This is a genomic window from Streptomyces sp. NPDC001880 (assembly GCF_053594575.1).
The window spans coordinates 1-24,949 of record NZ_JBSFET010000055.1; the positions used below are offsets into that span (position 1 = coordinate 1).

At 68.0% G+C, this 24,949-nt stretch carries 20 protein-coding genes and 8 pseudogenes; 11 read left to right on the plus strand and 17 right to left on the minus strand.

The genetic code is table 11. The features are described from left to right. Positions 1-96: 96 nt before the first annotated feature. The 3 genes and pseudogenes from ACWCQ6_RS24975 to ACWCQ6_RS24985 form a co-directional block, all read right to left on the minus strand. On the minus strand, positions 97-453 hold the full coding sequence (locus tag ACWCQ6_RS24975; RefSeq protein WP_451092751.1) for a transposase: 357 nt from the start codon (positions 451-453) through the stop codon (positions 97-99). Between the two features lie 44 nt (positions 454-497). Then, positions 498-574, minus strand: a pseudogene (locus ACWCQ6_RS24980) (IS6 family transposase); the annotation flags it as partial. Positions 575-582: 8 nt separating this feature from the next. Beyond that, positions 583-831, minus strand: a complete 249-nt coding sequence (locus tag ACWCQ6_RS24985; protein WP_451092691.1) for a hypothetical protein — start codon at positions 829-831, stop codon at positions 583-585. 162 nt (positions 832-993) lie between these two features. On the opposite strand from ACWCQ6_RS24985, the gene ACWCQ6_RS24990 reads away from it, so the two are divergent. The 3 genes and pseudogenes from ACWCQ6_RS24990 to ACWCQ6_RS25000 all read left to right on the plus strand — a co-directional run bounded on the left by ACWCQ6_RS24990 (position 994) and on the right by ACWCQ6_RS25000 (position 3,866). Further along, positions 994-2,919, plus strand: a complete 1,926-nt coding sequence (locus ACWCQ6_RS24990; protein WP_451092692.1) for a protein kinase domain-containing protein — start codon at positions 994-996, stop codon at positions 2,917-2,919. 62 nt (positions 2,920-2,981) lie between these two features. Continuing rightward, a pseudogene (locus tag ACWCQ6_RS24995) lies at positions 2,982-3,708 on the plus strand (serine/threonine-protein kinase); the annotation flags it as partial. A 50-nt stretch (positions 3,709-3,758) separates the two neighbouring features. After that, entirely contained in the window at positions 3,759-3,866 is a 108-nt protein-coding gene (locus tag ACWCQ6_RS25000) for a DUF4328 domain-containing protein (RefSeq protein ID WP_451092693.1), read from the plus strand. Positions 3,867-4,555: 689 nt separating this feature from the next. Here ACWCQ6_RS25000 and ACWCQ6_RS25005 read toward each other — a convergent pair. Further along, positions 4,556-5,890 (minus strand): aspartate aminotransferase family protein, encoded by a 1,335-nt coding sequence (locus ACWCQ6_RS25005; RefSeq protein WP_451092695.1) that lies wholly within the window; start codon positions 5,888-5,890, stop codon positions 4,556-4,558. Between the two features lie 93 nt (positions 5,891-5,983). Here ACWCQ6_RS25005 and ACWCQ6_RS25010 point away from each other — a divergent pair, with 93 nt between their 5' ends. Then, the gene (locus tag ACWCQ6_RS25010; protein ID WP_451092697.1) at positions 5,984-6,730 is read left to right on the plus strand and encodes an SDR family oxidoreductase; all 747 of its coding nucleotides are present in this window, start codon (positions 5,984-5,986) and stop codon (positions 6,728-6,730) included. Positions 6,731-6,769: 39 nt separating this feature from the next. On the opposite strand, the pseudogene ACWCQ6_RS25015 reads toward ACWCQ6_RS25010, so the two are convergent. The 6 genes and pseudogenes from ACWCQ6_RS25015 to ACWCQ6_RS25040 form a co-directional block, all read right to left on the minus strand. Next, a pseudogene (locus ACWCQ6_RS25015) lies at positions 6,770-7,243 on the minus strand (DUF6309 family protein); the annotation flags it as partial. Then, positions 7,240-8,049 carry a phytanoyl-CoA dioxygenase family protein gene (locus ACWCQ6_RS25020; RefSeq protein ID WP_451092699.1) on the minus strand — a complete coding sequence of 270 codons (810 nt, stop codon included), beginning with the start codon at positions 8,047-8,049 and terminating at the stop codon, positions 7,240-7,242. The gene ACWCQ6_RS25020 and the pseudogene ACWCQ6_RS25015, both read right to left, overlap by 4 nt. Before the next feature lie 360 nt (positions 8,050-8,409). Then, positions 8,410-8,538: pseudogene (locus ACWCQ6_RS25025) on the minus strand (helix-turn-helix domain-containing protein); the annotation flags it as partial. A 626-nt stretch (positions 8,539-9,164) separates the two neighbouring features. Continuing rightward, complete coding sequence (locus ACWCQ6_RS25030; RefSeq protein ID WP_451092701.1) at positions 9,165-10,064, minus strand: GNAT family N-acetyltransferase; 900 nt, start codon at positions 10,062-10,064, stop codon at positions 9,165-9,167. 186 nt (positions 10,065-10,250) lie between these two features. Next, positions 10,251-10,594, minus strand: a pseudogene (locus ACWCQ6_RS25035) (IS701 family transposase); the annotation flags it as partial. Positions 10,595-11,005: 411 nt separating this feature from the next. Further along, on the minus strand, positions 11,006-11,515 hold the full coding sequence (locus ACWCQ6_RS25040) for a GNAT family N-acetyltransferase (protein WP_451092703.1): 510 nt from the start codon (positions 11,513-11,515) through the stop codon (positions 11,006-11,008). Positions 11,516-11,634: 119 nt separating this feature from the next. On the opposite strand from ACWCQ6_RS25040, the gene ACWCQ6_RS25045 reads away from it, so the two are divergent. From ACWCQ6_RS25045 to ACWCQ6_RS25055, 3 genes and pseudogenes are all read left to right on the plus strand, one after another. Continuing rightward, the gene (locus ACWCQ6_RS25045) at positions 11,635-11,931 is read left to right on the plus strand and encodes a hypothetical protein (RefSeq protein ID WP_451092705.1); all 297 of its coding nucleotides are present in this window, start codon (positions 11,635-11,637) and stop codon (positions 11,929-11,931) included. Positions 11,932-12,285: 354 nt separating this feature from the next. Then, positions 12,286-13,210, plus strand: a pseudogene (locus ACWCQ6_RS25050) (IS481 family transposase); the annotation flags it as partial. A gap of 111 nt (positions 13,211-13,321) precedes the next feature. Continuing rightward, positions 13,322-14,710, plus strand: a complete 1,389-nt coding sequence (locus ACWCQ6_RS25055; protein ID WP_451092707.1) for a vanadium-dependent haloperoxidase — start codon at positions 13,322-13,324, stop codon at positions 14,708-14,710. 421 nt (positions 14,711-15,131) lie between these two features. On the opposite strand, the gene ACWCQ6_RS25060 is transcribed toward ACWCQ6_RS25055, so the two are convergent. The 4 genes from ACWCQ6_RS25060 to ACWCQ6_RS25075 all read right to left on the minus strand — a co-directional run bounded on the left by ACWCQ6_RS25060 (position 15,132) and on the right by ACWCQ6_RS25075 (position 17,926). Beyond that, positions 15,132-15,569: a hypothetical protein gene (locus ACWCQ6_RS25060; protein WP_451092709.1), complete on the minus strand. Its 438-nt coding sequence runs from the start codon at positions 15,567-15,569 to the stop codon at positions 15,132-15,134. Between the two features lie 306 nt (positions 15,570-15,875). After that, on the minus strand, positions 15,876-16,724 hold the full coding sequence (locus ACWCQ6_RS25065) for a reverse transcriptase domain-containing protein (protein WP_451092711.1): 849 nt from the start codon (positions 16,722-16,724) through the stop codon (positions 15,876-15,878). Further along, positions 16,645-17,136: a reverse transcriptase domain-containing protein gene (locus tag ACWCQ6_RS25070; protein ID WP_451092713.1), complete on the minus strand. Its 492-nt coding sequence runs from the start codon at positions 17,134-17,136 to the stop codon at positions 16,645-16,647. The genes ACWCQ6_RS25065 and ACWCQ6_RS25070 overlap by 80 nt, the downstream gene beginning before the upstream one ends. 481 nt (positions 17,137-17,617) lie before the next feature. After that, positions 17,618-17,926: a transposase gene (locus ACWCQ6_RS25075; protein ID WP_451092715.1), complete on the minus strand. Its 309-nt coding sequence runs from the start codon at positions 17,924-17,926 to the stop codon at positions 17,618-17,620. Between the two features lie 556 nt (positions 17,927-18,482). On the opposite strand from ACWCQ6_RS25075, the gene ACWCQ6_RS25080 reads away from it, so the two are divergent. Then, positions 18,483-18,893: an HIT family protein gene (locus tag ACWCQ6_RS25080; RefSeq protein WP_451092717.1), complete on the plus strand. Its 411-nt coding sequence runs from the start codon at positions 18,483-18,485 to the stop codon at positions 18,891-18,893. 261 nt (positions 18,894-19,154) lie between these two features. Continuing rightward, positions 19,155-19,505: a DUF4333 domain-containing protein gene (locus ACWCQ6_RS25085; RefSeq protein WP_451092719.1), complete on the plus strand. Its 351-nt coding sequence runs from the start codon at positions 19,155-19,157 to the stop codon at positions 19,503-19,505. 619 nt (positions 19,506-20,124) lie between these two features. On the opposite strand, the gene ACWCQ6_RS25090 is transcribed toward ACWCQ6_RS25085, so the two are convergent. Both ACWCQ6_RS25090 and ACWCQ6_RS25095 read right to left on the minus strand, forming a co-directional pair. Further along, positions 20,125-20,334, minus strand: coding sequence for a hypothetical protein (locus ACWCQ6_RS25090; RefSeq protein ID WP_451092721.1), 210 nt, complete (start codon positions 20,332-20,334; stop codon positions 20,125-20,127). Positions 20,335-21,974: 1,640 nt separating this feature from the next. Then, positions 21,975-22,382 carry a hypothetical protein gene (locus ACWCQ6_RS25095; RefSeq protein WP_451092723.1) on the minus strand — a complete coding sequence of 136 codons (408 nt, stop codon included), beginning with the start codon at positions 22,380-22,382 and terminating at the stop codon, positions 21,975-21,977. A gap of 360 nt (positions 22,383-22,742) precedes the next feature. Between ACWCQ6_RS25095 and ACWCQ6_RS25100 the strand changes: the two are divergent. Together ACWCQ6_RS25100 and ACWCQ6_RS25105 are read left to right on the plus strand one after the other, a co-directional pair. Continuing rightward, a pseudogene (locus ACWCQ6_RS25100) lies at positions 22,743-22,973 on the plus strand (DNA glycosylase AlkZ-like family protein); the annotation flags it as partial. A gap of 41 nt (positions 22,974-23,014) precedes the next feature. Then, positions 23,015-23,221, plus strand: a pseudogene (locus tag ACWCQ6_RS25105) (NF041680 family putative transposase); the annotation flags it as partial. A gap of 26 nt (positions 23,222-23,247) precedes the next feature. Here ACWCQ6_RS25105 and ACWCQ6_RS25110 read toward each other — a convergent pair. Next, a complete protein-coding gene (locus ACWCQ6_RS25110) occupies positions 23,248-24,402 on the minus strand; it encodes a hypothetical protein (protein WP_451092725.1) in 1,155 nt (384 codons plus the stop codon). Positions 24,403-24,949: the final 547 nt, after the last annotated feature.

Sequence of the window (24,949 nt, forward strand, 5' to 3'; positions counted from 1 at the left end):
CGCGGCATGAGGCAGTTTGAAGCCTCCCCCCGCAGGGCGGCTCCGAAGGGCCACAAAACCTTCATCTTCCGCACAGCACCACTCTTGAAAGCTGTTCTACGACCAACTCTCTTTCGTTTTCAGGACACAATCCCCTGCGAAATACCGGGCTGCCTTGCGAAGGATGTCCCGCTCCTCCTCCAGCTCGCGAATCCTCTTCCGCGCGGCCGCCAGCTCCGCCTGAACCGCATCACCACCAGGCCGCGGCGCCGCCGCGGGCGTGGAGTGAGCACCGGACCGACGTCCGTCAGCGGCCCGGATCCAGTTCCGCAGCACCTCAGTGTTCACCCCGAGGTCGGTGGCGACCGACCTGATCGTCGCTCCCGGACGCGACCGGTACAGCGCGACGGCGTCCGCCTTGAACTCGGCGGGGTAGTGCTTCATCCCCACAGGGACTCCGTTCTCCTGGACCATCAAGATCCAAGTCTCTCCGGTGTCCAAAACCCGGGGTCAGGGCCCTTATGCTCGCCGTTGACCTTGATGAAGACCTCGTCCAGGTGCCATTTGTCCGCGGGCCGGGCCGACGGCGGCGTAGCCACAAGGTCATCCCACCCGGTCAGTCAACGTGACAGTGCCCTTCTGACGCTTGATCGGCATCAGCTCGATGTAGTCCTCGCGCCCCAGCGGCACCGGGACGTACCCGCACACGGCGACCAGCGCCGCCCACATTTCATTCGGCGACAGCACACAGCGGGGCATCATCGGGTGCCGCAGCCCATCGTGCTCACGCTCCTGCCACCCGCAGATGATCCACTCCTGGAACATCTCGGCCAGCTGGGCCAGCGTCCACACCGCCTCGCCTTCGGCGTCCTTCCCGCCCGGTGAGCGACTGGCATTTCGCCGGTGCGGTAGACAAGATTGTGCCTCCGGCCCGAGTGACCGCCCGCACGGGCCTCGGGCATCGTGCGCGTGGTTGGAACCAGCCCCACACGGTCGGCGAACGGGGGACAGAAGGTGAACGGGAACACCGGTATCGACCTTGAAGGCAGCGGTGCTGAGCCGCTGGCGGATGACGACCCCAGGCGGATCGGGCCGATTCCGCTGATCGGACGGCTCGGAGCGGGCGGGATGGGGAGGGTGTTCCTCGGGGTCCACGACGGACGGTACGTCGCTGTCAAACAGGTGCTGCCGTCGATCGCCCGCGAGGACGAGGAATTCCTGCTCCGCTTCGGGCATGAACTGGACAACCTCGCGCGGCTACCGGAAGACGCCACCGCACGGCTGATCGCCGGTGACCGGGCGGCGCGGTTGCCGTGGTTCGCCACCGCGTACGTGCCCGGGATCACCCTGCGTGAGTCTGTCGACTCGCACGGGCCCCTGCCCGCCGAGGCGCTGTGGTTGCTGCTGAGGGAAGCCGCGGACGGATTGGCGGCGATCCATGCGCTGGACATGGTCCACCGTGACGTCAAACCGTCCAACGCCATGCTGACCCCCGACGGGCTCACGCTCATCGACTTCGGGGTCGCCCACGCGGCCCAGCAGAGTCGGCTGACCAGTGTCGGCGTGGTGGTGGGCACGGCCGCCTACATGTCGCCTGAACAGGCCCAGGGCAAACGGACATTGAGTGGCGCTGTGGACATCTTCGCGCTGGGGTCAATGGTCGCCTACGCGGCGACGGGCACGCCTCCGTTCGGGGACGAGTCCGGGCCGGGTGTGCTGTACCGCATCGTTCACGAGAACCCTGATCTTCAACAACTGCGTGACCTTGATGCCGAGTTGGCCGATGTCGTCGCCGACTGCCTGGAAAAGGCCCCGGAGGGAAGGCCGACCGCCACCGAACTGATCGAGCGGACGTCGGGCCGGGGCCCGGCGGTGCCACCGCTGTGGCCGAAGCCCGTCGCCGAACGTCTCTCTGAACGGGCGGCGTTCGCGGCGAGGACACCAGACCTCAGCCGATTCACGATGCCCGACACCACGCGGCCCGACACTTCGGACGGGGAGGAATCCGAGGGCGCGTTGGGCCCTGCGGCACGGGAACCCGAGGGGGTGCGGGAGGCGGCGGAATCCGGCCCGGGGCGGGCTGTGGTGGAGCCCAAGCCCACCGCTGCCCCGAAAGAACACCGTCGTGCACGAATCACGCCAGTGATCATCCCTGTTCTCGTCTCGGGGGGTGTAGGCCTCACCGCCGTGCTGCTGCCGTATGTCACCGAAGCGGGCGACGACCGCGGGCGGGGACCTTCGTCGTCGGTCACGGCCCCCGTCGTCGTATCACCATCGGTGTCGGCGCACAGCCCCGAGGAGCCGTCGCCGTCCGGCGACGCGTCCGCGTCGAAGAAGCCGAAGAAACCAGGAGAGTCCGGGTCGGGTCAGCCGGCCATGCCGGGGGCGTCCGGCGGTGACCAGGCGGCGGGCGGAAGCGACCAAGGCTCCGACAGCGGTGGCGGTGGTGGGAACGGCGGCTCCGGAACAAGCGGTGGCGGCGGTGGAGGAGGCAGCAGCTCCGGAACCAGCGGCGGGGGCAACGGCGGCTCCGCTACGGGCAGCGGTGGAGGGAGCGGGGGTTCCTCGACCACGGGCGGGGGCACGACGAACCCGGCTCCGGGCCGCAAGCTGGTACGCAACGTGGGCGACGGCAGTTGTGTGGTCGCCCAGACCTTCAGCGTCTGGACCGGTTCCTGTGCCGGCGACGCCGCCGTCTGGACGCTGGAAAGCCTGGGAAACGGCACATATCGGTTCGTCAGCAAGTCATCGGGGAACTGTATGACCAACGGCCCGGCGCAGTTGAGCGCGTGTGGCACGGAACGGCAGGGGTGGCGGCTCGGGTCCGGTGGCACGCTGGTGTCCACGCGCACGGGCGACTGTCTGGAGGCCACGTCGTACGGTCAGCTCTTCGTGCGGGACTGTACGGGTGCGGCGGCGCAGCACTGGAGCCTGTCGTGAGGGACGGCACGGCGCGCGTACCCCCTGTCCACCGGTTACTCGGTCGCCTTGGCGAGGGTGGGATGGGCGTGGTGTATCTCGCCCGTTCCTCGAGGGGCCGGATGGTGGCCGTGAAGTCGATCCGCGCCGAACTGGCGGCGGTGACGGACTTCCGGGCCCCGGTTCGCCAACGAGATCACTGTGGCCCAGCAGGTCGGTGGGGACTGGGCGGCTGCTGTACTGGCCGCCGACCCGCATGCCGAGCGGCCCTGGGTTGCCACCGCCTACATCCCAGGGCCCACCCTAGCTGACGTGGTCGACCAGCACGGCCCCCTGCCGGAGAAGTCGGTGCGCGGTCTGGTATCCGGTCTGTGTGGGGCTCTGGCCGACATCCATGCTGCCGGGCTCGTCCACCGTGACCTGAAACCCTCGAACATCATGATCACCATTGATGGTCCGAAGGTGATCGACTTCGGCATCGTCCGCGCGCTGAACGACCCGACCCGCAGCGGCCTGACCTTCACCGGACTGATCGTGGGCACTCCCCGGTTGATGCCCCCCGAACAAATCCGCGGCTAGCGACTCACCCAGGCTGTTGACATCTTTTCACTGGGCGCCGTGCTCGCCTTCGCTGCCTGCGGGCACATGGCTTTCGAGGCACCCCAGGGGCAGGCTCACGCCCTCATGTACCGGGTGGTGCACGAGGAACCGGACCTCAGCGGCGTCCCCGAACCGCTCCTCCCCCTCATCCGGGACTGTCTGGCCAAGGACCCGGCCGCCCGGCCGTCCCTCGAAGCACTCCGTGCCCGGAAAGAGACGCAGTACCGCGGCTCGTGTGCTGGCTGATCTGGTTCGCCCGGATGCGTGCCAATGCCGAGCGCTTCGCCCCTGAGCGACTGCGGTACCGCCCGTCCATGGCGGTTTTCGCCTGGTTCATCCCAGTTGGCAACCTTTATCTACCCAAGTAGATCGCCAACGACATCTGGCACGCCTCCAGCCCACCTGCCCGGCCCGGGGTGATGGCCCCGACCGCCCGGCTTAACCTCTGGTGGGGTTTCTGGCTGGCCACCTTGCTGACCTGGCCAGGATTCTGGGCGACGGTACCGTGGGACGAATGCGTCAATTCGAGGGGGAACGAGTGCAACCTCGATGCAACCGGGTGGGCGGCGTTGATCCTTCGCCTACTCGTCGTCCCCACAGCTACGATGACCGCCCTCTACGTCGACAGGCTAACGGCCTTGCAGCGAGCGCGGTTCGGCGAACACGCACCCGAGCCCGCTGCGCCGGCAGCGGACCCGAAGGCCAAATCCGCCTGGCTGATCGCCGGTGCGGCGGTCGTGGCCGCCGTAGCAGCCTGGGGCATTGACCACCCGGGTAGACCGCATTCAGGGTGAGCACCGGACGGCCTGTCTCTTCCACGACCGTCCGGTCCCCATAGCTGCCGGTGAGGATCAGCAGCTGACCGTCACTGATACCGCACTCGGTACTCGTGCCCTTGGGCACCACCACGTCGATCTGCGTCACGTCGTCCGGTCCTGCGAGGAGGAGAAGGAGACAACTGGCGGTCAACGGCTCCGTCGGCGTGTGTTCCAAAGGACGGGAATGCCGACGTCGTCTCCTCGGGTTCAGGTCCAGCGGGGTGATCGCGGGTTTGTCGTCACAGGGCCTTGAATGCTTCCGTGACAGCCTCGCAGGTGGCCGCGAGGTCGTCGTCCGTGACCGCGGCGGAGACGAACCAGCAGGCCAGGGGGAAGGCGTTGGCGTGGACTCCGCGTTTGAGGAGTTCATGCCGGAAGGCGTGGGACCGGGCCTGGTCGACGCGCAGCAGGTCGCGGTAGTTGCGGGTGGGGCGGCCGTCGGCGGTGAAGACGGTCTGGAACATGGCACCGACCCCTTGTACGGAGCAGGGGATTCCCTGGTCGTGCGCCGCCTTCCGTGCCGTCTCCATCACCTGGCGGCCGGTGTCGTCGATCCGCTGGACGACGGTGGGATCGCCGAGTTGCCGCAGGGTCACCAGGGCGGCCGTCGCGCACAGCGGCGAGGCGTTGTACGTGCCGCCGTGCTTGACCCGTCCCGAGGCGAGCGCGTCCATGATCTCTTGGCGTCCGGCGAAGGCGGCGATGGGCAGGCCGCCCCCGAGGGCCTTGGAGAACACGGCGAGGTCGGGTTCCACGCCGAAGAGGGCCTGGGCCCCGCCAGGGCCGGTGCGGAACCCGGTGCAGACCTCGTCGAAGATCAGCACGATGCCGCGGATGGTGCACTCCTCGCGCAAGGCCTCCAGATATCCCGCCTCGGGCATGGTGCAGGCGTTGTTGGCGACGATCGGCTCACAGATGACGGCGGCGAGCTCCCCGGCATGGGCGTCGAGCATCGCACGCAGCGCGGTTAGGTCGTTCCAGGGGCAGACCACGACGTCCTCCACGACACCGGCGGGGATTCCCGGGGAGTGCGGGACGGGCCGTGGCGTGTTGGAGGGGCCGGCCTCGTGCTCCGTGGGGCGGTTCGAGATCGCAAGGGTGTCCGACCACCCGTGGTAGTGCCCTTCGAACTTCAGGATCCGGGAGCGTCCGGTGTGACCGCGGGCAGCACGTACGGCGCCCTGTACGGCCTCGCTGCCGGAGTTCGCGAAGCGGACGAGTTCCGCGCAGGGCACCATCTGGCAGATCGTCTCCGCCAGCTCTACCTCCGGGACGTTGCAAGTGCCGAACATCGTGCCGTTGTGCAGCACCTGGGTGAGGGCGTCCGTCAGTACAGGCGGGGCATGGCCGAGGACCGCGCTGCCGTAGGAGATGAGGTAGTCGATGTACTCGTTGCCGTCGACGTCCCGGATCCGGGAGCCGGAACCGCTGCTGATGTAGAGCGGGTAGGGATGCGGCCCTGTGGAGGTGAGGCGGGAGGACGAACTGATCCCGCCCGCGAGGGAGTGCTGCGCACGCTCGAACCACGACCTGCTGCCGTCTGTACCGTGCAGCGCCTGTAAGCGGTCATTCATGGTTACTCCTGTTTGCTGGGGTGTGCCCGGGGACACGCTTGCGAGTGTTCGGGCCGACGTCATGGATGGCGTGAGACGAAGGGGTGGTGCGGTGTGGTGAGGACGGCTGTGGTCACGGGGGCGGGGAGCGGTATCGGGCAGGCCTGTGCTCTGGGTCTGCTGGCCGACGGCTGGACGGTCGTGCTGACCGGCCGTCGCGAGGAGCGGCTGCGTGAATCGGCGCGCCTCGCCGATACCCGCGACCGCGACCGGGCGGTGGTGCTGCCCGCAGATGTCACCGACGCGGAGTCCGTGGACGCGCTGTTCTCCGCAGTGGTGGAACGGTGGGGACGCCTGGACCTGCTGTTCAACAACGCCGCTGACGTCATGCCGTACACGCCCACCGAGGACGTGGACGTGGCGGACTGGCATCGGGTCATGGACTCGATCGCCACCGGAACCTTCCTGTGTTCGCGGGCGGCCTTCCGGATTATGAAGGCGCAGGTCCCCCGGGGCGGGCGGATCATCAACAACGGGGCCCCGTCCGCCCAGATGCCGAGGCCGGACTCGGTCGCGTTCACCGCGGCCAAACACGCCGTGGCCGGCATCACCCGCTCGCTCTCCCTCGACGGCCGCCGCTACGACATCTCCTGTGGACAGATCGACATCGGCAACGTGACCCCCGCCGACCGTCCGCAGCCCGCCGTCCGGCAGTCCGACGGCTCACTGCGGGTGGAGCCCACCATGGACATCCGGCACGTGGTCGACATGGTCCGGGCCATGGCCGCCCTTCCGGTCGGGGTGAACATTCAGTCCGTTCTGGTCATGCCCAGCGCCATGCCCTACGTCGGCCGAGGATAGGCCCGCCACGTACGCGTTCAGCAGCCGGCCGGGCGCCAGGCGTTTCGCCCGCTCCCAGGCCAGCATCCGGTGCAGTCCGTCCAGGTGGATCAGTCCTTCCCGGACGGACAGTCCCTCGTAGTCCGGTCCTCCCACTGCCCTGGTGCTCAGGAACACCGCGGTGGGCTCGGCGTGGACCTGGCGGGCCAGCTTGCGGGCGCACAGCGGATTGGACGTGGCGTACGCATCCCCCAGTGCCGCCAGCCGGGCGGCGGCAGCCCGCACGGTGAGGCCCGTCCTCGGGATCAGCTCGACTTCCCCGTCCTCGCCCAAATGCCAGGGCAGCACCACGCCGCTGACCTCCGGCCCCTCCAGCAGCACCCGGTGCCAGCGGCCCTCCGCGAGGGCTTGAGCGTTGCAGATATGGGTCTTCGCCTCGTCGTTGGAGTTGGCCGTGTCCCCAGGGTGGTAGGGATGGTGCCGCGTGAAGTGACCCAGGACCGTGTCGAAGGAGACGGCCTCCAGGACCCTCATGCCGCCCGCCCGGCGTCGCCCGGCTCGTACGCGCCGAAATGACGTTCCTCGAACAACTCCGCCCACCGTCCTTGTCCCAGCCGGCGCTCCCGGCCGACCGCCAGTATCCGGCGCCAGTACGGCTTGACCGGCGGCCACAGCTCACCCGTACGACAGTACGACGCGTCGATCATGTACCTGTCGGTGCCCTCGGCCGAGGACGCGTCCCCGGCACGTCGGGTGTGGAACAGCGCGGAGTGGAGAACCACCGCTGACCCCGGGGGCAGCTCGGTGATCAGCACCTCTCCCGGCAGGGCGCCCGTCCCCAGATGACTGCGGGCGTCCTTCTCCGCGACCTCGTGGTGCGAGCCGGGCAGCACGGCGAGAGCGCCCATGCCCGGCCGCAGACCTTGGATGTAGTGAAGAACGTGAACCATCGGAAGCCGCCGATGCCGCTGGGGTCGCTGCTCGTAGTCGTGATGCCAGGGCTTGCCCGGGGCGCCGGAGGGGCGGCGGTCACTGTGGAGGTGGTGGAACACGAAGGCAGGGCCGAGTAGATTCTCGTCCTCCAGCAGCTCCAGCAGCGGCGGGAACGCCGCCAGCTCCCCGTGTGCCGTCATCTCCAGCTCGACCGTCTCCGGTAACGGGCACCGATCCGGGCGTAAGCAGGCGTCGATGGACCGCTGTCGCAACCCTGAATCCACCCAGTGGTCGACCTCCCGTGTCAGACGTCCGACGAAAAGGCTGGGCAGAAGGCCCGGAAGTACCATGAACCCTTTCTCGTCGAACTCCTTGATGTGCGCTGCGACATCCGAAGAGGCGATCACGCGGCTGAACCTCCGTTGTACACCGATGGACGACCAGGGATAGATCAGGTCGCGCCATCCATATCCAGGGCTTTCCGGAGCCATGCCGTTACGCAGCGGAATGGCCGGTCCCCAGCCCTGAAGGTGTGACAGCAGGGCCTCAATGGGGCGCAGGGTTCTTTCCGGGACGGGCGAGGCACCGATGCCACGGGCGATTGGCCGGTTCGTGCGCCCAAAACGGGTCGGTGCCGGACAACCTCCCCACCCCCGGAGGAGCGGCGCACACCGCTCGTCGCCCGAACCAACTGCGTCCCCACGGTCCATCCGCTATGGCGTCCTCGGCCCCCTGGTGTGTCTCGCAGGCGTGCCCGTGATCACGCACTGCTTCTCGCTCAGCCTCGACAGCGAGGCCGGCCCCTGTGACCGCAGAGCACGTGGACCGCCCTTGTCCCACGCCTGTCGCCATCGCTGCACGGAGCGGACGCTGACGCGCAGGTCGGGCACGGGCGCTGCGGAAGTGTGGCCCGGCATACCGGCCGCCGCGCCCTTGCCTCCCGTGCCACCCTTGACCACGCCCGCCGCCACGCCGCGACGATCCGCCCGCTGACAGGCCCATTGCTGAACGACCTGGTCACCAGGCTGAAGAGTGACGAGGGCATTTCGTAGAAGACGCTCGCCGCCGCAGTGGGTATCAGCGTTGCCGGCCTGTCGCGCCTCCTGTCCAGGCACCGAGTGCTGAGCACCGATCACCCCCGCCCCACGGCGTCAGGTGGCGCTGCAGAACCGGAGAGCGTACCGAAGCGACTGTAACGGACGCTGCGGATCAGCTACTTCGGCTAATACTCCAGTGCGGTTTCGTGACCCATCCAGCGGGTTCACCGGCGGTTCGTCGTCGGTAGTGGCTGTGTCGGGCTGTTGCCTGGTGGCGCCGGCGCCAGTTGGACCAGTGCAGCAGCCTGGCCGCGGTCACGACTGGTGGGATGAAGACGGCGGCGAGTAGGTGGCGGATCTCCGGAAGCCCAACTCCGCCTCCATCGCCCGCTGTCGATCACACTGTCGGCCAGCATGCCATCGGGCACTGACAAGCGGTCCGGACCCGTCCTCGGACCGGACCGCTCACCGCGTGCTACTCCTCGCTAGGCCGCTTGGCCCGCCGGATGGAAGTTGATGCGTTCGCTGACCACGGGGAAGCCGGCCTTGGCGAAGTTCGCGGCCATGGGGAAGTTACCCTGGTCGGTTCCTCCGCTGATGCACTCCGCGTTCTGTTCGACGAGGAAGTGGGTGCACTCCGCGAGGAGGTCGTAGGCGTAGCCGTGACCACGCTGTTCCGGGACGACTCCGATGAAGCCGATGGTCGGACCGGAGGGGTTGTGGGCCGGAATGTGGATGCCGGCCAGGTCGCCCTCCGGCGTGTGCGCGATCTGCCACCACTCCCGCGGGGAGGGGCACCAGTGGAAGAAGTCGAGTTCCTCCTGGGCGGCCTGGTCGAGGCCGCCCTCATCGATGGCCCTGAGCGCGTGGGCGTCCAGGGTGACGGAGTGGATGCGGCGCAATGCGTCGAAGAACACGGTGTCGTCGGGTTCGGCGCTGAAGCGCAGGCGTTCGGGCCGCTCGGGCAGACCTCGCTCCGGGGTCCAGCGGTACAGGAAGCGTTCCACCAGGAGTTCGTACCCGGCGGCTCGTGCAGCGGCGAAGCGTGTCTCGGCGGCGGGGCGCAGGTCGGGCTTGTCCCGCCAGCCGCCGGGCAGGTTGATCTCGAGTTCGACCTGCCAGGGGGCGGAGCGCAGGAGCTCGGCCCCCGCCTCCTCCTCGCCCTCGGCCACGTCGAACCAGTTGATGTTGAGGGGCTCCGAGTCGTCGGGGCCGCCCCACCACGCGCCGCGTGCGACGACCTCGCCGTCGCGCAGGGCGACGCGCTTCCAGTCGGGGCGGAATCGAGTACGCCGATGGCCTTCACGGGCGCCCAGTGGGTCGGGGAGTTCGTCGAAGAGATGGGCGTCGCTCGCGGTGAGCGCGCGGATGACCGGGTCGGTCATGGATTCCTCCGGGATACAGGCTGCTTGGAGCGCTCCCGGTCAGAAGTTACGAACCACGCCGGGACAGCGGAAAAGGGGAGCGCTGGAAAGGTGTGAACCGCACGGCACTCGCCTCCTTCCGTCCATCTCAGGGCGTGGAGCCACACGGTACGTGAACTTCCGCTGGTCCGTCCACGGTTTCGTGATCTATCCAGCGGGTTCGCCGGCAGTTCGTCGTCGGTAGTGGCTGTGTCGGGCTGTTGCCTGGTGGCGCAGGTGCCAGTTGGACCAGTGCAGCAGCCTGGCCGCGGTCACGACTGGTGGGATGAAGACGGCGGCGATTAGGTGGCGAATCTCCGGGACGGTCAGCGTGATCGGATCGCGGCTGCGGACGAAGTGGTGTGTATCTGCGGGCGGTTGGGGGGTGCGTCGGCGGCGAGGGCGGTCAGGAAGGCCAGGGCAAGCATGGCGAGCGTGATGTGCCGGTGCCATGAGGTCCAGTGCCTCACCTGATAGTGATCCAGACCGACCTGGCCCTTGGCGGCCTGGAACCCGGAACTGTCCACCAAGGTGACCTTGCTCGCCACCGCCGACCGCCGCATCAGATCATCGGTCATGTGGCCGAGGCGTGCAGTCCGCGCAGGTCTATCGACCCCAACGGCGACACCGACCGGCAGCCGCGTCAGATCATCGCGCGTCGGCGACCGATGGTCGAGGTCGCGCCTGGGCAACTTGCGACGTTGGGCGCTGTATTCCGGTCCGAGAGCTGGGTCGGGTCAGCGCACACGGTTGCAGTTGTCGGCGCCCTGGGCGCCGACCAGGCAAGGGCGTCGTGCTCCAGGCAGGGGTCGGGTACAGCCGGCTTGTTCCCTCTGGGATCCGGGCGTGTGGTTCTCACGCGGTGGCAAGAGGGACCAACCCCTGTGCTCAGTCCCGCTTCTGGGAAGCGCCGCGCTGCTGGTCTACTGTCCTTCGGCCGATGTCCTCAGTGCTTTGTTCAGCGCCCGGTTGATCCGGGGGTCGCGGTCAGGGACGTAGGGGGCGATCAGGGTGTATCCGCAGCGGGTGTAGAGCGCGAGCGCGGCGAGGTTGCTGACGCCGGTCTCCAGGATTACCTCGCTCATCCCGTGCTGGCGGGCGTTGTGCTCCAGAGCCTCCAGGAGTTTTCGTCCGAGGCCTTGGCCGCGGGCGGTGGGGGTGACGTACATGCGTTTGATCTCGGCGGTGGTGGGTCCGGCGGTGCGCCACCCGCCGCAGGCCAAGGCTGTGCCGTCCGCGCGGGCGGCGAGGAGGAACACGCCGCTGGGTGGTTCGAACTCGGTAGCTTCGGTGTCTTCGGGGTCGTCGGCTCGGCCGTAGGTCGCCATCTGCTCACGGTGGAGAGCCTGGGTGAGCCCGCGGGCGTCTGGGCTGGTGTAGGAGACGACGGCGATCGTCCACGCTCGGGCCGCGGTCGGCAGCAGGTCGGTCATGCACTCGATAGTGCCCTGTTGATGGCATCGAGTGCATCGGTCCGACCGGCTGCACGCAGTGGGTTGCCCGCTCTGGTCCGTACGGCTGTCAGGAGGGTACGACACCGGATGGACTGTACGTGGGGGACGTGATCGGCCAGGGCGGTAATCCAGTGGGCGGTTGTCTCGGGGGCGCGGGCGCCGATGCCGGCGCGGACGAGGTGGATGCCGTGAAGGATGCCGGAGCGACGGAAACCGGTGGCTGGTCCTTGGTCGGCGATCGGGGTGAGGAGGTCGGCTGCCTCACGCAACAGCAGGGACCGCTTGCCGGGCAGGCGGACGGCGAGGTCGACAAGAGCCTGTCCGGACTCGGCGGCGATCTGCTGGGGTGCCTCGGGGCAGGCATCGTCTGGGCTCCTCTCATGAGACCCATCTGACCCGCTGTCAGCATCCTTCGCATCTCGGGGGAACCTCAGAGAGGACGACCCGCGCTGGCTGTACTGGATCAACCCCGGCAAGATCATGGGCCAGACCGGCAGCTGCTTGCTCGACCTCGGCCGCCACGACCAGGCTACCGAGGCGTTTGCCGACGCCCGCAACGCCTTCAGCCCGGATGAGGTCCGCACGCGCGCCCAGTTCCAGACCAGGTCCAGGCTCCCTAAGTTGTTCTGCCCCGGGAGGTTGTGGACGGTGATGCAGGTCTCGGTTGAGGGATCTTGAACGGGTGAGGGCCTTCCGGTTCGGCATGGATTGCGACATCTACACCAACAGAAAGGCCCTCGTATGCACCCCTGACCGAGACCGGACGCCTGCGTCTGGCCCGCTGCGTCGTTGAGGACATGGCCCCTGCGCCGGGCCGCCGAACGCTTCCAGGTCTCGCCGACCACGGCCCAGCGGTGGGCCGACCGCTACCGGGCCTTCGGCGAGGCGGGCATGACCGACCGCTCCTCCCGCCCGCACCACAGTCCCCGGCGGACACCGACCCGCACCGAACGCCGGATCATCAAGGTCCGCCTCGCACGCCGGTGGGGACCGGCCCGCATCGCCCACCTGCTCGGGCTGGTGCCCTCCACCGTGCACCGCGTACTGACCCGCTTCGGCCTGACCCACCTCACCCATCCCGACCGGACGACCGGGCGCGTCGTACGCCGCTACGAACGCGACCGGCCCGGCGAACTGGTGCACGTGGACATCAAGAAACTCGGCAACATCCCCGACGGCGGCGGCCACAGGACCATCGGCCGGCAAGCGGGCCGCAGAACCCGCTCCGGCGCCGGCTACAGCTACATCCACACCGCCGTCGACGACCACTCCCGCCTCGCCTACAGCGAGATCCACGACGACGAGCGCAAGGAGACCGCCACCGCGTTCTGGACCCGCGCCCAGCAGTTCTTCGCCTCGTGTGGCATCACCGTCGAACGGGTGCTGACCGACAACGGGGCCTGCTACAAGTCACGCATCTGGCGCGATGCCCTCGCAGCGGCCGGGATCGCTCACAAGCGGACCCGACCCTACCGCCCGCAGGCCAACGGCAAGGTCGAACGCCTCAACCGCACCCTGCTCGACGAATGGGCCTACGCACGCCCTACCCGCTCAGAACAGGAACGACGCGACGCCTACCCGCAATGGCTGCACACCTACAATCACCACCGCGGACACACCGCACTCGCAGGCAAACCATCCGTCAGCCGCGTCCCCAACCTCACAGGGCAATACAGACTACGCAGCCCGCCTCCTTCGGCTCAGTACGCCCCGGTCACGGCGATTGATCTTGATCGCGCTCCCGCCCGCTGCTAATCCGGTTGAACCAACCCAAGGGAGTGCGCTGTGCGGCAGAACCACCCTGTTCCACCTCCTCCTACTCCGCGTTCACGTATCCGGGATGTCATCGGCGCCGTCGCGATGCTCGCCCTCGTCGGGCTCACGGCCATGACCGGTCCGAGCGCCGCCGATCCCCGCCGAGCAGCTGCTTCGGACCCGGCAGCCGTGGTTCGCGACTGGAACGCCATCGCCACCGAGACGATCCGCGCCAGCCTGGGCGCCCGCCCTTCCGGGCAGGGCGCCATCTGGCACGGGTTCGTCTCCGTCGCCGTCTACAACGCCGTGGTCGGCATCGAGGGTGGCTACGCCCCGTACGAGTGGCGGGAACGCGGCCCCGCCACCGCATCCTCCGCGGCAGCGGCCGCAACGGCGGCTCACGACGTGCTGCTCACCTACTTCTCCGCCTTCAAGAGCGGGCTCGACGCCGCCTACGCCGACTCCCTCTCCGGGATTCCCGAGGGCCCTGCGAAGGACCAGGGTGTCGCCTTCGGAAAGCGCGCCGCCGCCCACATCGTCGAACTCCGCGAGAATGACGGCCGGTTCGCGGATGTACCCTTCACCGCGTCGCCCGCTCCCGGGGTCTGGAGGCCCACCCCGCCCGCCCATCAGCCCTTCATCGACACCTGGCTCGCCGAGCTCCGCCCGCTGCTGCTCACCTCCCCGCAACAGTTCCGCCCCGGCAGGCCGCCCGCGCTCTCCTCGGCTCGGTACGCCCACGACGTCAATGAGCTGAAGACCATGGGGTCGAAGACCGGCTCGGGCAGAACCCCGCAGCAGACCGAGACCGCCCTCTTCTTCAGCGGCAACCTGGTGGTGCAGGTCCAGACGGCCTTGCGGGACTACGCCGCCCGGCACGGGCTCGGCGCCGCCACCACGGCGCGGCTGTTCGCCGCGGCGAACGCGTCGGCGACCGACGCCGTCATCACCGCATGGGACGCGAAGCTGCACTACGCCTTCTGGAGGCCGATCAGCGGCATCCGCCTGGCCGACACCGACGGCAACCCCGCGACGACGGCGGACCCGGCCTGGGAGCCACTGCTCGTCACGCCGCCCCATCCCGACTACGTCGCCGGCCACACGACCGTCGCCGCTGCAGTGATGCGCGCCGTGACCGGCGTCCTCGGCACCTCGCGTCCCGACCTCTACGTTCCCTCCGAGATCACCGGCACCACCCGGCTCTACGAGTCCGCTGACGACGTCAACAAGGACATGATCAATGCCCGCGTGTGGGGAGGCATCCATTCCCGTACGGCGGACATCGTTGGCTGCCGGGCCGGCAACCGCGTGGGCACCTGGGCGCTGACCCACTACTTCCAGCCGGTACGCAAGACGAACGCACCGGCGCCGCAGTCGGCCCGGCCTGCCCAGCCGCAGTGCCCCGGCGAGGCCGGCTGAACCGCCGGGCCGCAACAGACCCACCCCGGCTGCCGGGCCGGAGGCGACCCCAGGTGGGCCCCTTACAGGGCCTCTGACCTGCAGTTCTTCCTTGACCTGCGCGAACGCCGAGCTTTAGCCCGCATCTTCACTCATCTGCCCGAATCTCCCCGGATCCTCATCCACCCGCGTTCCCGTGGGAACACGCACGGGAACACCCCCAGACAGACCGAAAGCCCAGCAGTCGCCTGCCGGGCCTGCTCGCACCCCGTCGACTTATGGGGTGCGGAACGAGGCGTGCGGCCTCGGACTACGACCACCTGCGCCGATGGCTCCGCAAACGCGGCATCCGACACCGCATCGCCCACAAGGGCACCGAGCCCTCAAGAGAACAAATGGCCCGACCCCTGGGGGCCGGGCCGCACTCGCGATGCTCAGCCGGTCAGACCGCCGGGTTGGAGTAGGCCATGCGCCGGAACGCCTCCTTGGTCCCCGATCCGGCGATGCCGTCGAGGGCACCCTTGTAGCCGTGGAACTTCTTCAGGTTGGCCTGGAGCGACACGATCGTCTTGGGCCCCACGATCCCGTCGATGGCACCCTTGTAGGGAGAGGGCTGGCTGGGCCAGGTAGCCAGGAAACGCTGCATCGCCTTCCAGCTGCTGGTCCCGAGCGCCCCGTCGATCGCGCCGGTGTAGCCGTACATGGTAAGTATCCACCGCTGGATCCGTTTGGCACCCTGGTTGTCAAGGCCGAGATTGACCACGGCCGCGCTCGCCGGCCCTGCGAAGCCGACCACCGCCACGCCGGATGCCGCCACCGCCAGCAGCCCGCCTCGGATCAGCCCGCGACGCGAGACGCCGTTCCGCCTGCTCTGCTCCACGATCTTCCCTCCGTTGGCCCGGGGTCTTCTCCCGGATCGGCGCACAGGCTAACCCGGATCGTCGTCGAACGATCCGGGTTCTGGACGAGTCATCCCGAGTGCTGACGATGCGTGAGGAGCTGGCGACCTTCAGTACCTGGCACAGCAGGACGATCGGGTAAGTCGCCTTCTCCGCATGGATCAACCGTTACAGCTCGCTCACCGGTCGTTCTCCTTCACGAAGTCGGGTGGCCGGGGGATTTCACCCCCGGGCTCCCACAGATCCGTACGTGACCGTCCCCGGTCATACGGCTCTTGTCGTCCTGGTCACCAGACCCGGGCGGACTCGGTCACCCATACCCAGTGCGCGAGCAGCCGGGGATATCGATCAACCCCGGACCACCACGCACGGAAAATCGCCGACCAGCTTCGCCGCAGCCTTCGGTACTTCCCGCGCAACCACTGGACCGCGTAGGCGTTGATCCGTTTCAGGAGGGGATAGAGGGCCGACCTGTTGAAGGCCCCGTAGTACTGCATCCGTCCCCGCACGACCGGATTGATCCAGTCCGCGAGGTCTCGGGCCTCGCCCTGCACCCACCGGTGCAGGCGCCAGGAACTCACCACCTCACCCATCCGCTTCAGGGCCTTGTCCGAGACCGCCGGAGAGAAACTCCGGAACAGTCCGTTCCGCCCATCCACGGTACGCTCGCGAAAGTCGTAGCCCAGGAACGTGAACCTCGTGTGCTCGAAAGAGCTCTTGCGATTCGCGTCCCGGCAGTAGACGATCTGCGTCTTGTCGGGGTGCAATTGAAGGCCGACCGAGTTCAAGCGCGCATCCAGCGCGGCCAGCACCGTTCTCGCCTCGGCGGGACTACGGCAGTGGACGACCACGTCGTCGGCATACCGTTCGAAGCGGACGTCCGGGAAGACCTGGTGCAACCACATGTCGAACGCGTAGCGCATGAACAGGTTCGCCAGGACGGGAGATACCGCTGATCCCTGCGGGGTGCCCTTGGCACGCTTGATCAGCGTGCCGTCCGGATGTCGCAGCGGGGCAGCAAGCCACCGCTTTACATACAGCAGGACCCAGGGGAGCTCACAGACCGAGCCCACCGCCTTGAGCATCAGGTCCCACGGCACCGAGTCGAAGAACGCCTTGATGTCGAGATCGACCAACCCAGTCGTACTTCCAGCACCGCTCCCGGCATCTGCCCACCGCGTCGATCGCTCCGCGCCCCGGGCGGTAGCCGTAGGAGTCCGGATGGAAGATCGGCTCGACCCTCTTCTCCAGCACCATCGCCACCACCGTCTGCGCAACACGGTCGCCCACGGTCGGCACTCCGAGGACCCTCACGCCCCCCTGCGGCTTCGGGATCTCCACCATGCGCACCGGCGGCGGGAAGTAGCAGCCCGAGGACATCCGATTCCAGATCTTGTACAGGTTTCCCCGCAGATCCTCCTCGAACCCTTCAATGGCCACCGCGTCCACGCCCGGCGCACCCTTGTTCGCCCTGACCCTCTCCCAAGCCTCCGTCACCAGCAGCTTCGGTATACCGAACGGCTTGACCGGTGCTTTCAACTCATCCATGCCAATTCCTCCCGGAGCACTTCCGGTTGATCGAATGAACAAGCCACGAACGACCCGGCCCCTTCGTTCCACCCCCATTACAGGGGCTTCACCACTACTACGAGCCGGTCCGCCGGCGCACGCCCGGCATGGACGTACGCCTTCTCCTGTTCCGCAAAGATCCCGCAGACCGGGCTCGCGCCACCTTCACGCCGGACACCGCCTGACCAGGAAGCGGACACCCGCCAGGCTCATGCCGGGGAAGCCTTCAAGCCCCGGTTTCGATGTCGTCCAAGCATTTCGACGCATCAGCAGTGGTTCGCTCGCGCTCGCCTTCCCGATCCCCACCTGACGCCCTTCCACGGACGCCTTTTCCTCCGACGCTCACCACGACGGTCTTCAGCCAACGCAGCAGGAGGCGGTTTGGAGCCTCCTTCCGCAGGGGCGACTCCGAGGGGCCAAACCCTCATCATCTGTGCAGCACCATCCAGTTGCTACCGACCTACACAGGCAGCCCCTTTCCGTTCAGGACACACGAAGGCCGTCGCTCTTTCAGGATCTCGATCGTCTGCTGCTGTTCGCGGACCTCCTTGCGCAGCCGCTTGAGTTCCTCGCGTTCGGCGCTGGTCAGCTGACCGGACTCACTCTCGCCCCGGTCCGCCTTGGCCCGGCGGTACCAGCCGCGCAGGGACTCCGAGCTGATGCCGAGCTCCCGGGCGACGGCGGTGACCGTCTTGCCCGAGGAATCGACGAGCGCGATCGCGTCCCGCTTGAACTCCTCGGTGTACCGCTTCGTGTACTTGCTTCCCACCTGGTGCTACTTCCGCTGGAACCTCAAGATCCCAGTCTCCAGGTGTCCACGATCAAAGGGATGCTTCAGAGGTGGCCGGACTGTTCGGCGTGAAGCCGGTCCTGGATCGCAGGCTGCGGGAGAAGTCCTGCGGTGAGGCGGAGGGCAGAGGGCTTCCCGGCGCTTCTTGCCACGCTCTGCCGATGGGGTGGGACTGCATCCGAAGCGCGGGAGAAGGCCGCTCCCCCACGCTGCCTCTGAGGGGAGCCGGGTGATGTCGTGTCACCCCTGACAGCAGAACTGGTGTCCGGCGAAGAGGAACGCGCAGCCCGCCCGGCCCTGTCAGCGGGCGTGGCTGCGTTTCACTGTCTACGGGCTGGGCGTGGTTGACGCGACCGGTGTCGGGCGAACTGGTTGCCGGGCTCCCTCGTACGGGTTGCTTCTCCAGCGGCTGGCGAATCGGACACCGGGGCAGGGTCGTCAGAAAAGCACTTTTTCCGGCGAACTCGTGCAAGGTGGCGGCTGAAGTTGCACGAGTTGATGCCGTGGAGGCGCACCAGCTGCGATTATCGGGCGGGTGAGTGGTTGCATCTTCTGTCAGATCGTTGCCGGTCGGCTGCCGTCCTATCGCGTACTGGAGGACGAGCATGCCGTGGCGTTCCTCGATGTCGCGCCGGCCTCTGCAGGGCATACCCTGATCGTCCCCCGCGAGCACGTCCGGGATGTCTGGGAGATCTCCGAAGCCGCTTACGGGCATGTTGCTCGGATGGTGCATCGAGTTGCCGCTTTGGTGACGGCGGCGCTTGCTCCCGGCGGTGTGAACATCGTCCATTCCACCGGCGAGGTCGCCGGGCAAGAGGTTTTCCATTTCCATGCCCATGTGGTGCCGCGCTGGCACGGCGATGGCCTGCGTCCTATGTGGAGTTCTCAGCCAGCGCCGGACCAGGTGCTTGAACAGGTCTTGGAACAGGTCACCGCGGTTCGGTGAGGTCGCGCTCAGTGTCTGTCCGTGGGCAAGGCCGCCTCCGGGTCCCTGCACAGGCAGCAGCGACGATCATGGGGGCCACGGTGTGCGCCATGTCGACCAGACGGGTGCTACGGATCATCCGGGGCGGGAAGCAGAAGCCTTCTCGACGGCAGCTACGAGGTCGGCGTCATCGAGTGGATCGACCACCGCGAGACTGCCGAGCTACCGATCTTCCCACCCAAGGGGTTGTATGAGCACGGACAGCCGGATAGGACTGTCCGCGTGACCGATCAACGCAGCTTCGCCCGTACCGTCATCGCGCTCTCCCTGGCCGTGATCGCCTGTTGTGCGCTCACTTTCATCATCATGCTGCTGGCTGGGAGTCCCGCCGTGCAGCCGCAGCGCGTCCTGGATCAGGACGCGCTGGCGCGGGCCGTGCTCAACAACGTCGATTCCGCCGACTTCGCCAAGCCCCCGACCATGGACGATGTCAGCTGCCCCGCTTCCATCCCCGTCGAGGCGGGCCGGGAGTTCGAGTGCAAGGTCAACGGCGTCGGCGACGGCAGCAGAAGCGGCCATGCCTGGGTCAAGGTGAAGATCAAGGACGACCAGGGCGGCCTGTCACTGGGCTGAGGAACGGCAGAGCCTGTCGGCCTCCCAGGCACCCCAGATGATCCGGGCATTTCTGGCCTGGCCTCCCAGGTGCCTCCCGGGGATCTGGGAGGCACCCGCGAGGTTGCGCAGGGTGAGGTCAGTTCGCGTTGGAGTGGGCACGTGCCAGGAACGCGGCAAGGGCGTCGGTGGCTTCGGGCTCGGTGGTGGCGAGCCGGGCCGCGAACGCCAGCTGGTCGACGCCGACGCCCGGGGCGAAGGTAGATGAGTTCGGTGAGCAGCGCGGCGTGGGCGAGTAGCGGCGGGGGCAGGAGGCCGGCGGCCTTCTCGCGGGTGGCCTGGTCGCGGTAGTACCCGCGGTGCGCGACCAGGGCGTGCGCGAGCCAGGCCTCGATGTCGCCCTGCACGTATCCTCCGGCGCGCCGTCCGGCGCCGGCTCCGCCGGGCCGCGGATGTCGTCGGCCAGCTTCGGACCGGCAACGCACCGCAAGCAATGGACCTTGCGCAACCTGGCCATCGGCGCCTTGAAACGAACAAACGTCACCAACACACAAACGGGCATCGAGCGACCATGTCGAAGCCCTGCCGGGTGCCGCCACCGTCAAGGCATTCAGCGAACTCGCGAGAGCCTGTCCGGCCTTCAGGACCACCTGGGCTGCTCCGGGGAGCCGGACGAACGCTGCGGAGCCGTCCAGGCGCGGGTGAGACGGCGCTCGGCGCGCAGCGCGAGCAGATGCCGTACGGCTGGGGCGCGCAGGGCGGTCAGCGACGCCGCGTCCAGGGCGGGCCCGGCCTCGTCGGGGGTGGGCGCCGGGTCGGGGCTGGATTGGGAGGGCGTGGTGTTCATCATGGTCCTTCCCGCGCGTGCGGGGGGCTGCCCGGCGTGGAGGCGGGCGGGGGTGTGGGTCGGGGGCGTGGGCCAAGGCGGGCACAGGCCCGCGTCAGAAGGGCGGCATCGACCGTAGACCACGGCCGGCCGCGCACCAGCAGCAGCACCGACGCGTCGGCCGGCCACAGGCACGCCTCGCGCCGGAACGTCCTTGCAGAGTCGGGCCTTGTCCCGATTGCAGAGCACTACTTGGCACTTCGCCGTAGCTTGGAGCGATCGGGAGCTGGAGCTCACCCCCCTCGACGTGCGTTCTGCGGTCCCAGGGCTTCGTGAGGAGCTCCACTCCGTGCTCGGCGGTGACCTCCGGGCACCGCCGAGCAGGCGACCGCCGCCGCGATCGACTCCTGAACCTTGGCTGCACGGTTCTGATGACAGGCGGACTGGTGCTTCGCGTCGATATCGCGCTCATGGGCGCGGCCTTCCGGGCCGGGCGGGGTGAAGGCCAGAACGGCACTCTGCCCGCCCTCCGCATGCTCCTGGCAGCGGTCCGGCCGACGGACTCGGCGGGCTCCGCTGGCGGCCTTCCCGGGGCCGAAATCAGGCAGGACCTGAGCCGATAATTCGATCCGACCTCGCCGCAGGACTCGGCGAGAGTCTTGTTTCTGCCTTCCTGAAGAAGCACGGTCCTTCCTACTCTGGTTTGGGAGTGGAGCGCCAGCAGGGGGAAGGAAGCGCGTGGCTACGTGTCCGAAGTGCGGTCGCGAAGAAGCAGCGTTCGGTGGATGGAAATGCGGGTATTGCTGGGGTCGGGCGGCAGGCGACGTCTACCACGCAGAAGGACCGGAAGCGGCCCAGAGGTGGGCCGCCCAGCAGAACGCCCCCGAGAGCAGAGGTGGGGGAAGCAGTTGCCTTCTCGTGCTCTTCTCCGGTGGGATGATCGCAGCGGCCATGGAAATCGCGCAACGCCTTACCTGAGCTTGAGCTTCCCCGAGTGTCATTGTGCTCGATACGGCGGGAGGAAGAAGAATACTCCTCCGAGCGACCTCGGGTGGGCGGCTGTACGACACGGCTGTTCCCCCTCTCCCCCGCATAATTCTGAGCAGCGAAAAGAGTGCCGCACCGAGTCCGGTGCGGCACTCTTCCCATGCCTTGCGACGCCTGAACCGGCCCCACTATCTGCGACATCGGGCCCGGCACGGCTAACTTGATCTTTAACCTCGGGGTCCGAACGGCTCCTCGTACTTGATCACTCGGAGTGGTAACCCACTTGCCCTCGGGACACTTCCACGCCAACGCGGCCTGGCTGACCCTGTGGGCGATGACCTACAACCTGCTGCGGGCCACCGGAGCCCTGACCTCCGCCTTCCATGCCAGGGCCACGGAGATCCGTCGGCGGCCCAAGGCGTGTCGGCCACCGCCTGCAAAGCGGCCGTCTCCTTCGGATGGCCGTCGCGCACCTTGGCGACCGTGACCCATATGACCCTCTGTCACCATCCTCCGCATACTCGGGGGAACCTCAACCTCGGCGAGTTCGTCCATGATGGCCACGCGGCGCCGCACTTCCGAGAGGTCGAGCAGTCCGGGCTGTTCACCGGCATCCGCGGGCAGCAACGATTCCACCGCCGGCCACTGCTCATCAGAAAGATCCCCACGCCCCACATCTACCGGGGCGAGGGGAACATGTAGGTGGCGCTGCCCTTGAAGTAGTCGCCGTCATCGAGCTTGCCGAGTTCGAACTCGTATGTCCCGGACGGTTCTTGGGTGAAATTGATCTTCTGACCGGCGCGGCACTTGATGACTTCACGGCCGGAGATGTAGTTGAAACCGTCGGTGCGCCGCAGTAGCACCGTGAGGTTCTTGGGGGAGTTGCACTTGTTGACGGTGAAGGTGACGGTGCCCCGGGAGCCGGTGTCGAACTCTGGTGTTAGCCACAGGTGCTGGAAGTCGAACCGGACTGTGCGGCTTGCCGCGTGGGCCGGTGCCGCCTGTGTGACGGCGAGAGCAGCGGCGCAGCAGGTGGTCACAGCCGCACGCATCAGGTGCCGCATCACGGTGCGAAAACGGGTCACGGGCCCTCCGTTGGTTGGTGTGCACAGTTCGTGAGCACATCGTCGCCGATCTCGGGAGGGCGGGATATCGCGCGTGCAGGTGACGGTGTACGGAAGGGGATTGACCGGCCCGCCGCGTCGTCGGCGATCGGCCGCCTGGTCACGGCGTTCGGAGGATCGTGGCGGCGATGCCCCGGCGCCGTGGCAAGGCCGAAGCGGCCTGGGAAGCAGGTCGGCCTGGGCGGCGCGGATGCTGGGCGCGGGAGCCTTGGGGCCTGCGCCAAGGGACGCCTCCCGGCCGGTTTCCGCTTCGCCGACGCTTCGCCGACGCTGGGCTGACCCCAGCGGACGCCGAGATGCAGGCATGGGTCGAGAAGCGGCCCCCTGGTCATCCGCAGGAACGGAGACATACTGCCCACCGTGCTGGTGGACGGCTACGTCGCTGGTGTGTGGCGCCCGGTGGACGGCGGCATCGAGACCACAGCCTTCCATTCCCTGTCTCCTGCTACCTGGGACGGACTTGCCGCGGAGGCCCAGTCCCTGAGTGCGCTCCTCAGCGACCGTGAGGTGGAGGGCTACAGCCACTATCACCGCTGGTGGGCGAAGCTCCCCCGAGACCGAGGTGCGGATGCTGTGACCAGCTATTTTCTCCCGGCCGGTTCACTCCCGCTCGGGTCCGCCGGGGGTTCAGGAACCTCCGCCTCAACTTGCCCTGCCCGACCCGTGCACCGAAGCCCAACCGACCCGGCCCCGGCCAGCCGCCCGGCTCGAGGAACCGACACTCCACCACCCGCTACAAGGTGGGCAAAACGGTCAGGCGGCCCGGGACCATTACCGAACGCGACCAGGCCAGACCATGAGGATCAAGCTCAGTACGGGGTGGTGTTCAGGGGGCACGGAAGTCCTTCGCGTCCGGATACGTCACGTGGGTGCAGCCGCGCCGCTTCGTGATGTCGTCAACGTACGCACGGAACAGGGCCGACAGCGTCTGGGGGCTGAGCACGTTGTCATAGGTGTAGCTGGAGCTGAGGGTGTGCAGGGCGGGCTTGCCGTCGCAGATGGAGGAGGCCCACCACGCGCCGCTTGCGTGTCCTGCCGTTCCCGCTGTGATGATCTCGTCTTCGCCGAATCTGGCGTCGTATCCCACCGTGCGCGCCTCTGCGTCGAAGTAGGAGGCGGTGCGCAGCCACCACGGTGAGTGAGTGAGCGCACTGCGTGCGTAATCGCGGTCGTCGTCGTGCAAGCCGCCGGCGATACGGCCCACCTGGTCGGGGCTGACTGCTAGAAGGCAGCTTTCGATGGGGGACGCGTCCAGGGCGGGTGCCGCGAGGGCGCGGTCGGGCAGCCGGCCTTGCCCTCGCTCCTCGATGTGTCGGGCGAACCAGCGGCATGAACCGTCCGTCGCCTGCGCGGGGCGGAGGCCAGACGGTACGGGCGCCAGTTGGTGGTCAGGCAGGGCGGGCAGCTGGCTCTGGCAGCCGATCCGGTTGGTGAGTTCTTCGGTGGCCGAGCGGGCGATGTGGGCGAGGCGCTCGCGGTCCGCTGCGGAGACGTCCTCGTAGTCGGCGCGGGCCGTAACGTTCAGCAGCTTCGGGGCCGTCGTGCGGCTGCCGGGGCCGCACTCGGCGCGGATGGTGGTGTACCAGTTTCCGTACCGGCCCAGGGTGCCATCGCCGATTGGTCGCGGTTCGGGGCGTCGGTCGGCGATCGCGGTGACATCGGATTTCTGACTGCTTCGACTGTCGCGGAACGGCTCGAGAGCGTTGTCATCACCGATCCAGTACAACGGCTCGGAAGTGTCACTGTCCCGCACCGTCAAGGTGAACAGGCCCGTGGTCTTACCGGGACCAGGCACCTTGTAGACGGTGCAGGAACCGGGCAGCTCGCCGACATCGAGCCTGAACTCGTCGTAGTCGCTGCCCTTTGCCCGGACCATCCCGCCCTGCAGGTCCATCACCGCGGCCCCGGACACAAGCCGATCACACGCCGCGCTGATGTCGCGCTCGCTGGAAGCGCGGTCCCGGATGTCATCGAACGTCAACCAGCCCGCATACAGACTCAGCCCGATCCCGCCACACGCCGTCCACTGCCACAGCCTGATCCACCCAGCGCGCATCGCACATCCCCCTCAGAACCCGTCCGGCGCGATCACTGCCGCCCGGGCATCGAGCGTAGATGTCCGGCCTCAGACAAGTCGAGGCAGGGCGCTGACCTGCCATGCCTCGACTTGTGGACGCGGAGCGCGACAGGTCCTCAGGTACCGAGGAGCTGGTCCTGGCCAACATGGCCGGCGGCCGGAGCGCTGTGCCGTACGCGCGACACCGCCCGGGGCCGTAGGGCTCGGGGCGGCCGACCGGGGGCCAGTACTGCCGCACCATCACCCCGCACCCGGCCGACGGCTGGGCGGTTCCGGCCGGAGGGGCCCCGGGCCCATCCGGCCGGCGATACCGTGGTGAGGCACGCTCTCCGGTTCTGCAGCACCGTTTGACGCTGTGGGGCGGGGGTGGTCGGTGCTCGGCACACGGTGCCCGGCAAGGAAGCGTGACAGGCAAGCTTCGCTGATGCCCACCGCCGTGGCGAGCGTTCTC

Bases quoted from the DNA above. Each gene is read 5' to 3' on its own strand.
- ACWCQ6_RS24975 (WP_451092751.1), bottom strand. From the start codon at position 453: ATGGTCCAGGAGAACGGAGTCCCTGTGGGGATGAAGCACTACCCCGCC.
- ACWCQ6_RS25000 (WP_451092693.1), top strand. From the start codon at position 3,759: ATGCGTGCCAATGCCGAGCGCTTCGCCCCTGAGCGACTGCGGTACCGC.
- ACWCQ6_RS25005 (WP_451092695.1), bottom strand. From the start codon at position 5,890: ATGAATGACCGCTTACAGGCGCTGCACGGTACAGACGGCAGCAGGTCG.
- ACWCQ6_RS25030 (WP_451092701.1), bottom strand. From the start codon at position 10,064: ATGACCGACCCGGTCATCCGCGCGCTCACCGCGAGCGACGCCCATCTC.
- ACWCQ6_RS25040 (WP_451092703.1), bottom strand. From the start codon at position 11,515: ATGACCGACCTGCTGCCGACCGCGGCCCGAGCGTGGACGATCGCCGTC.
- ACWCQ6_RS25070 (WP_451092713.1), bottom strand. From the start codon at position 17,136: ATGGATGAGTTGAAAGCACCGGTCAAGCCGTTCGGTATACCGAAGCTG.
- ACWCQ6_RS25090 (WP_451092721.1), bottom strand. From the start codon at position 20,334: ATGATGAACACCACGCCCTCCCAATCCAGCCCCGACCCGGCGCCCACC.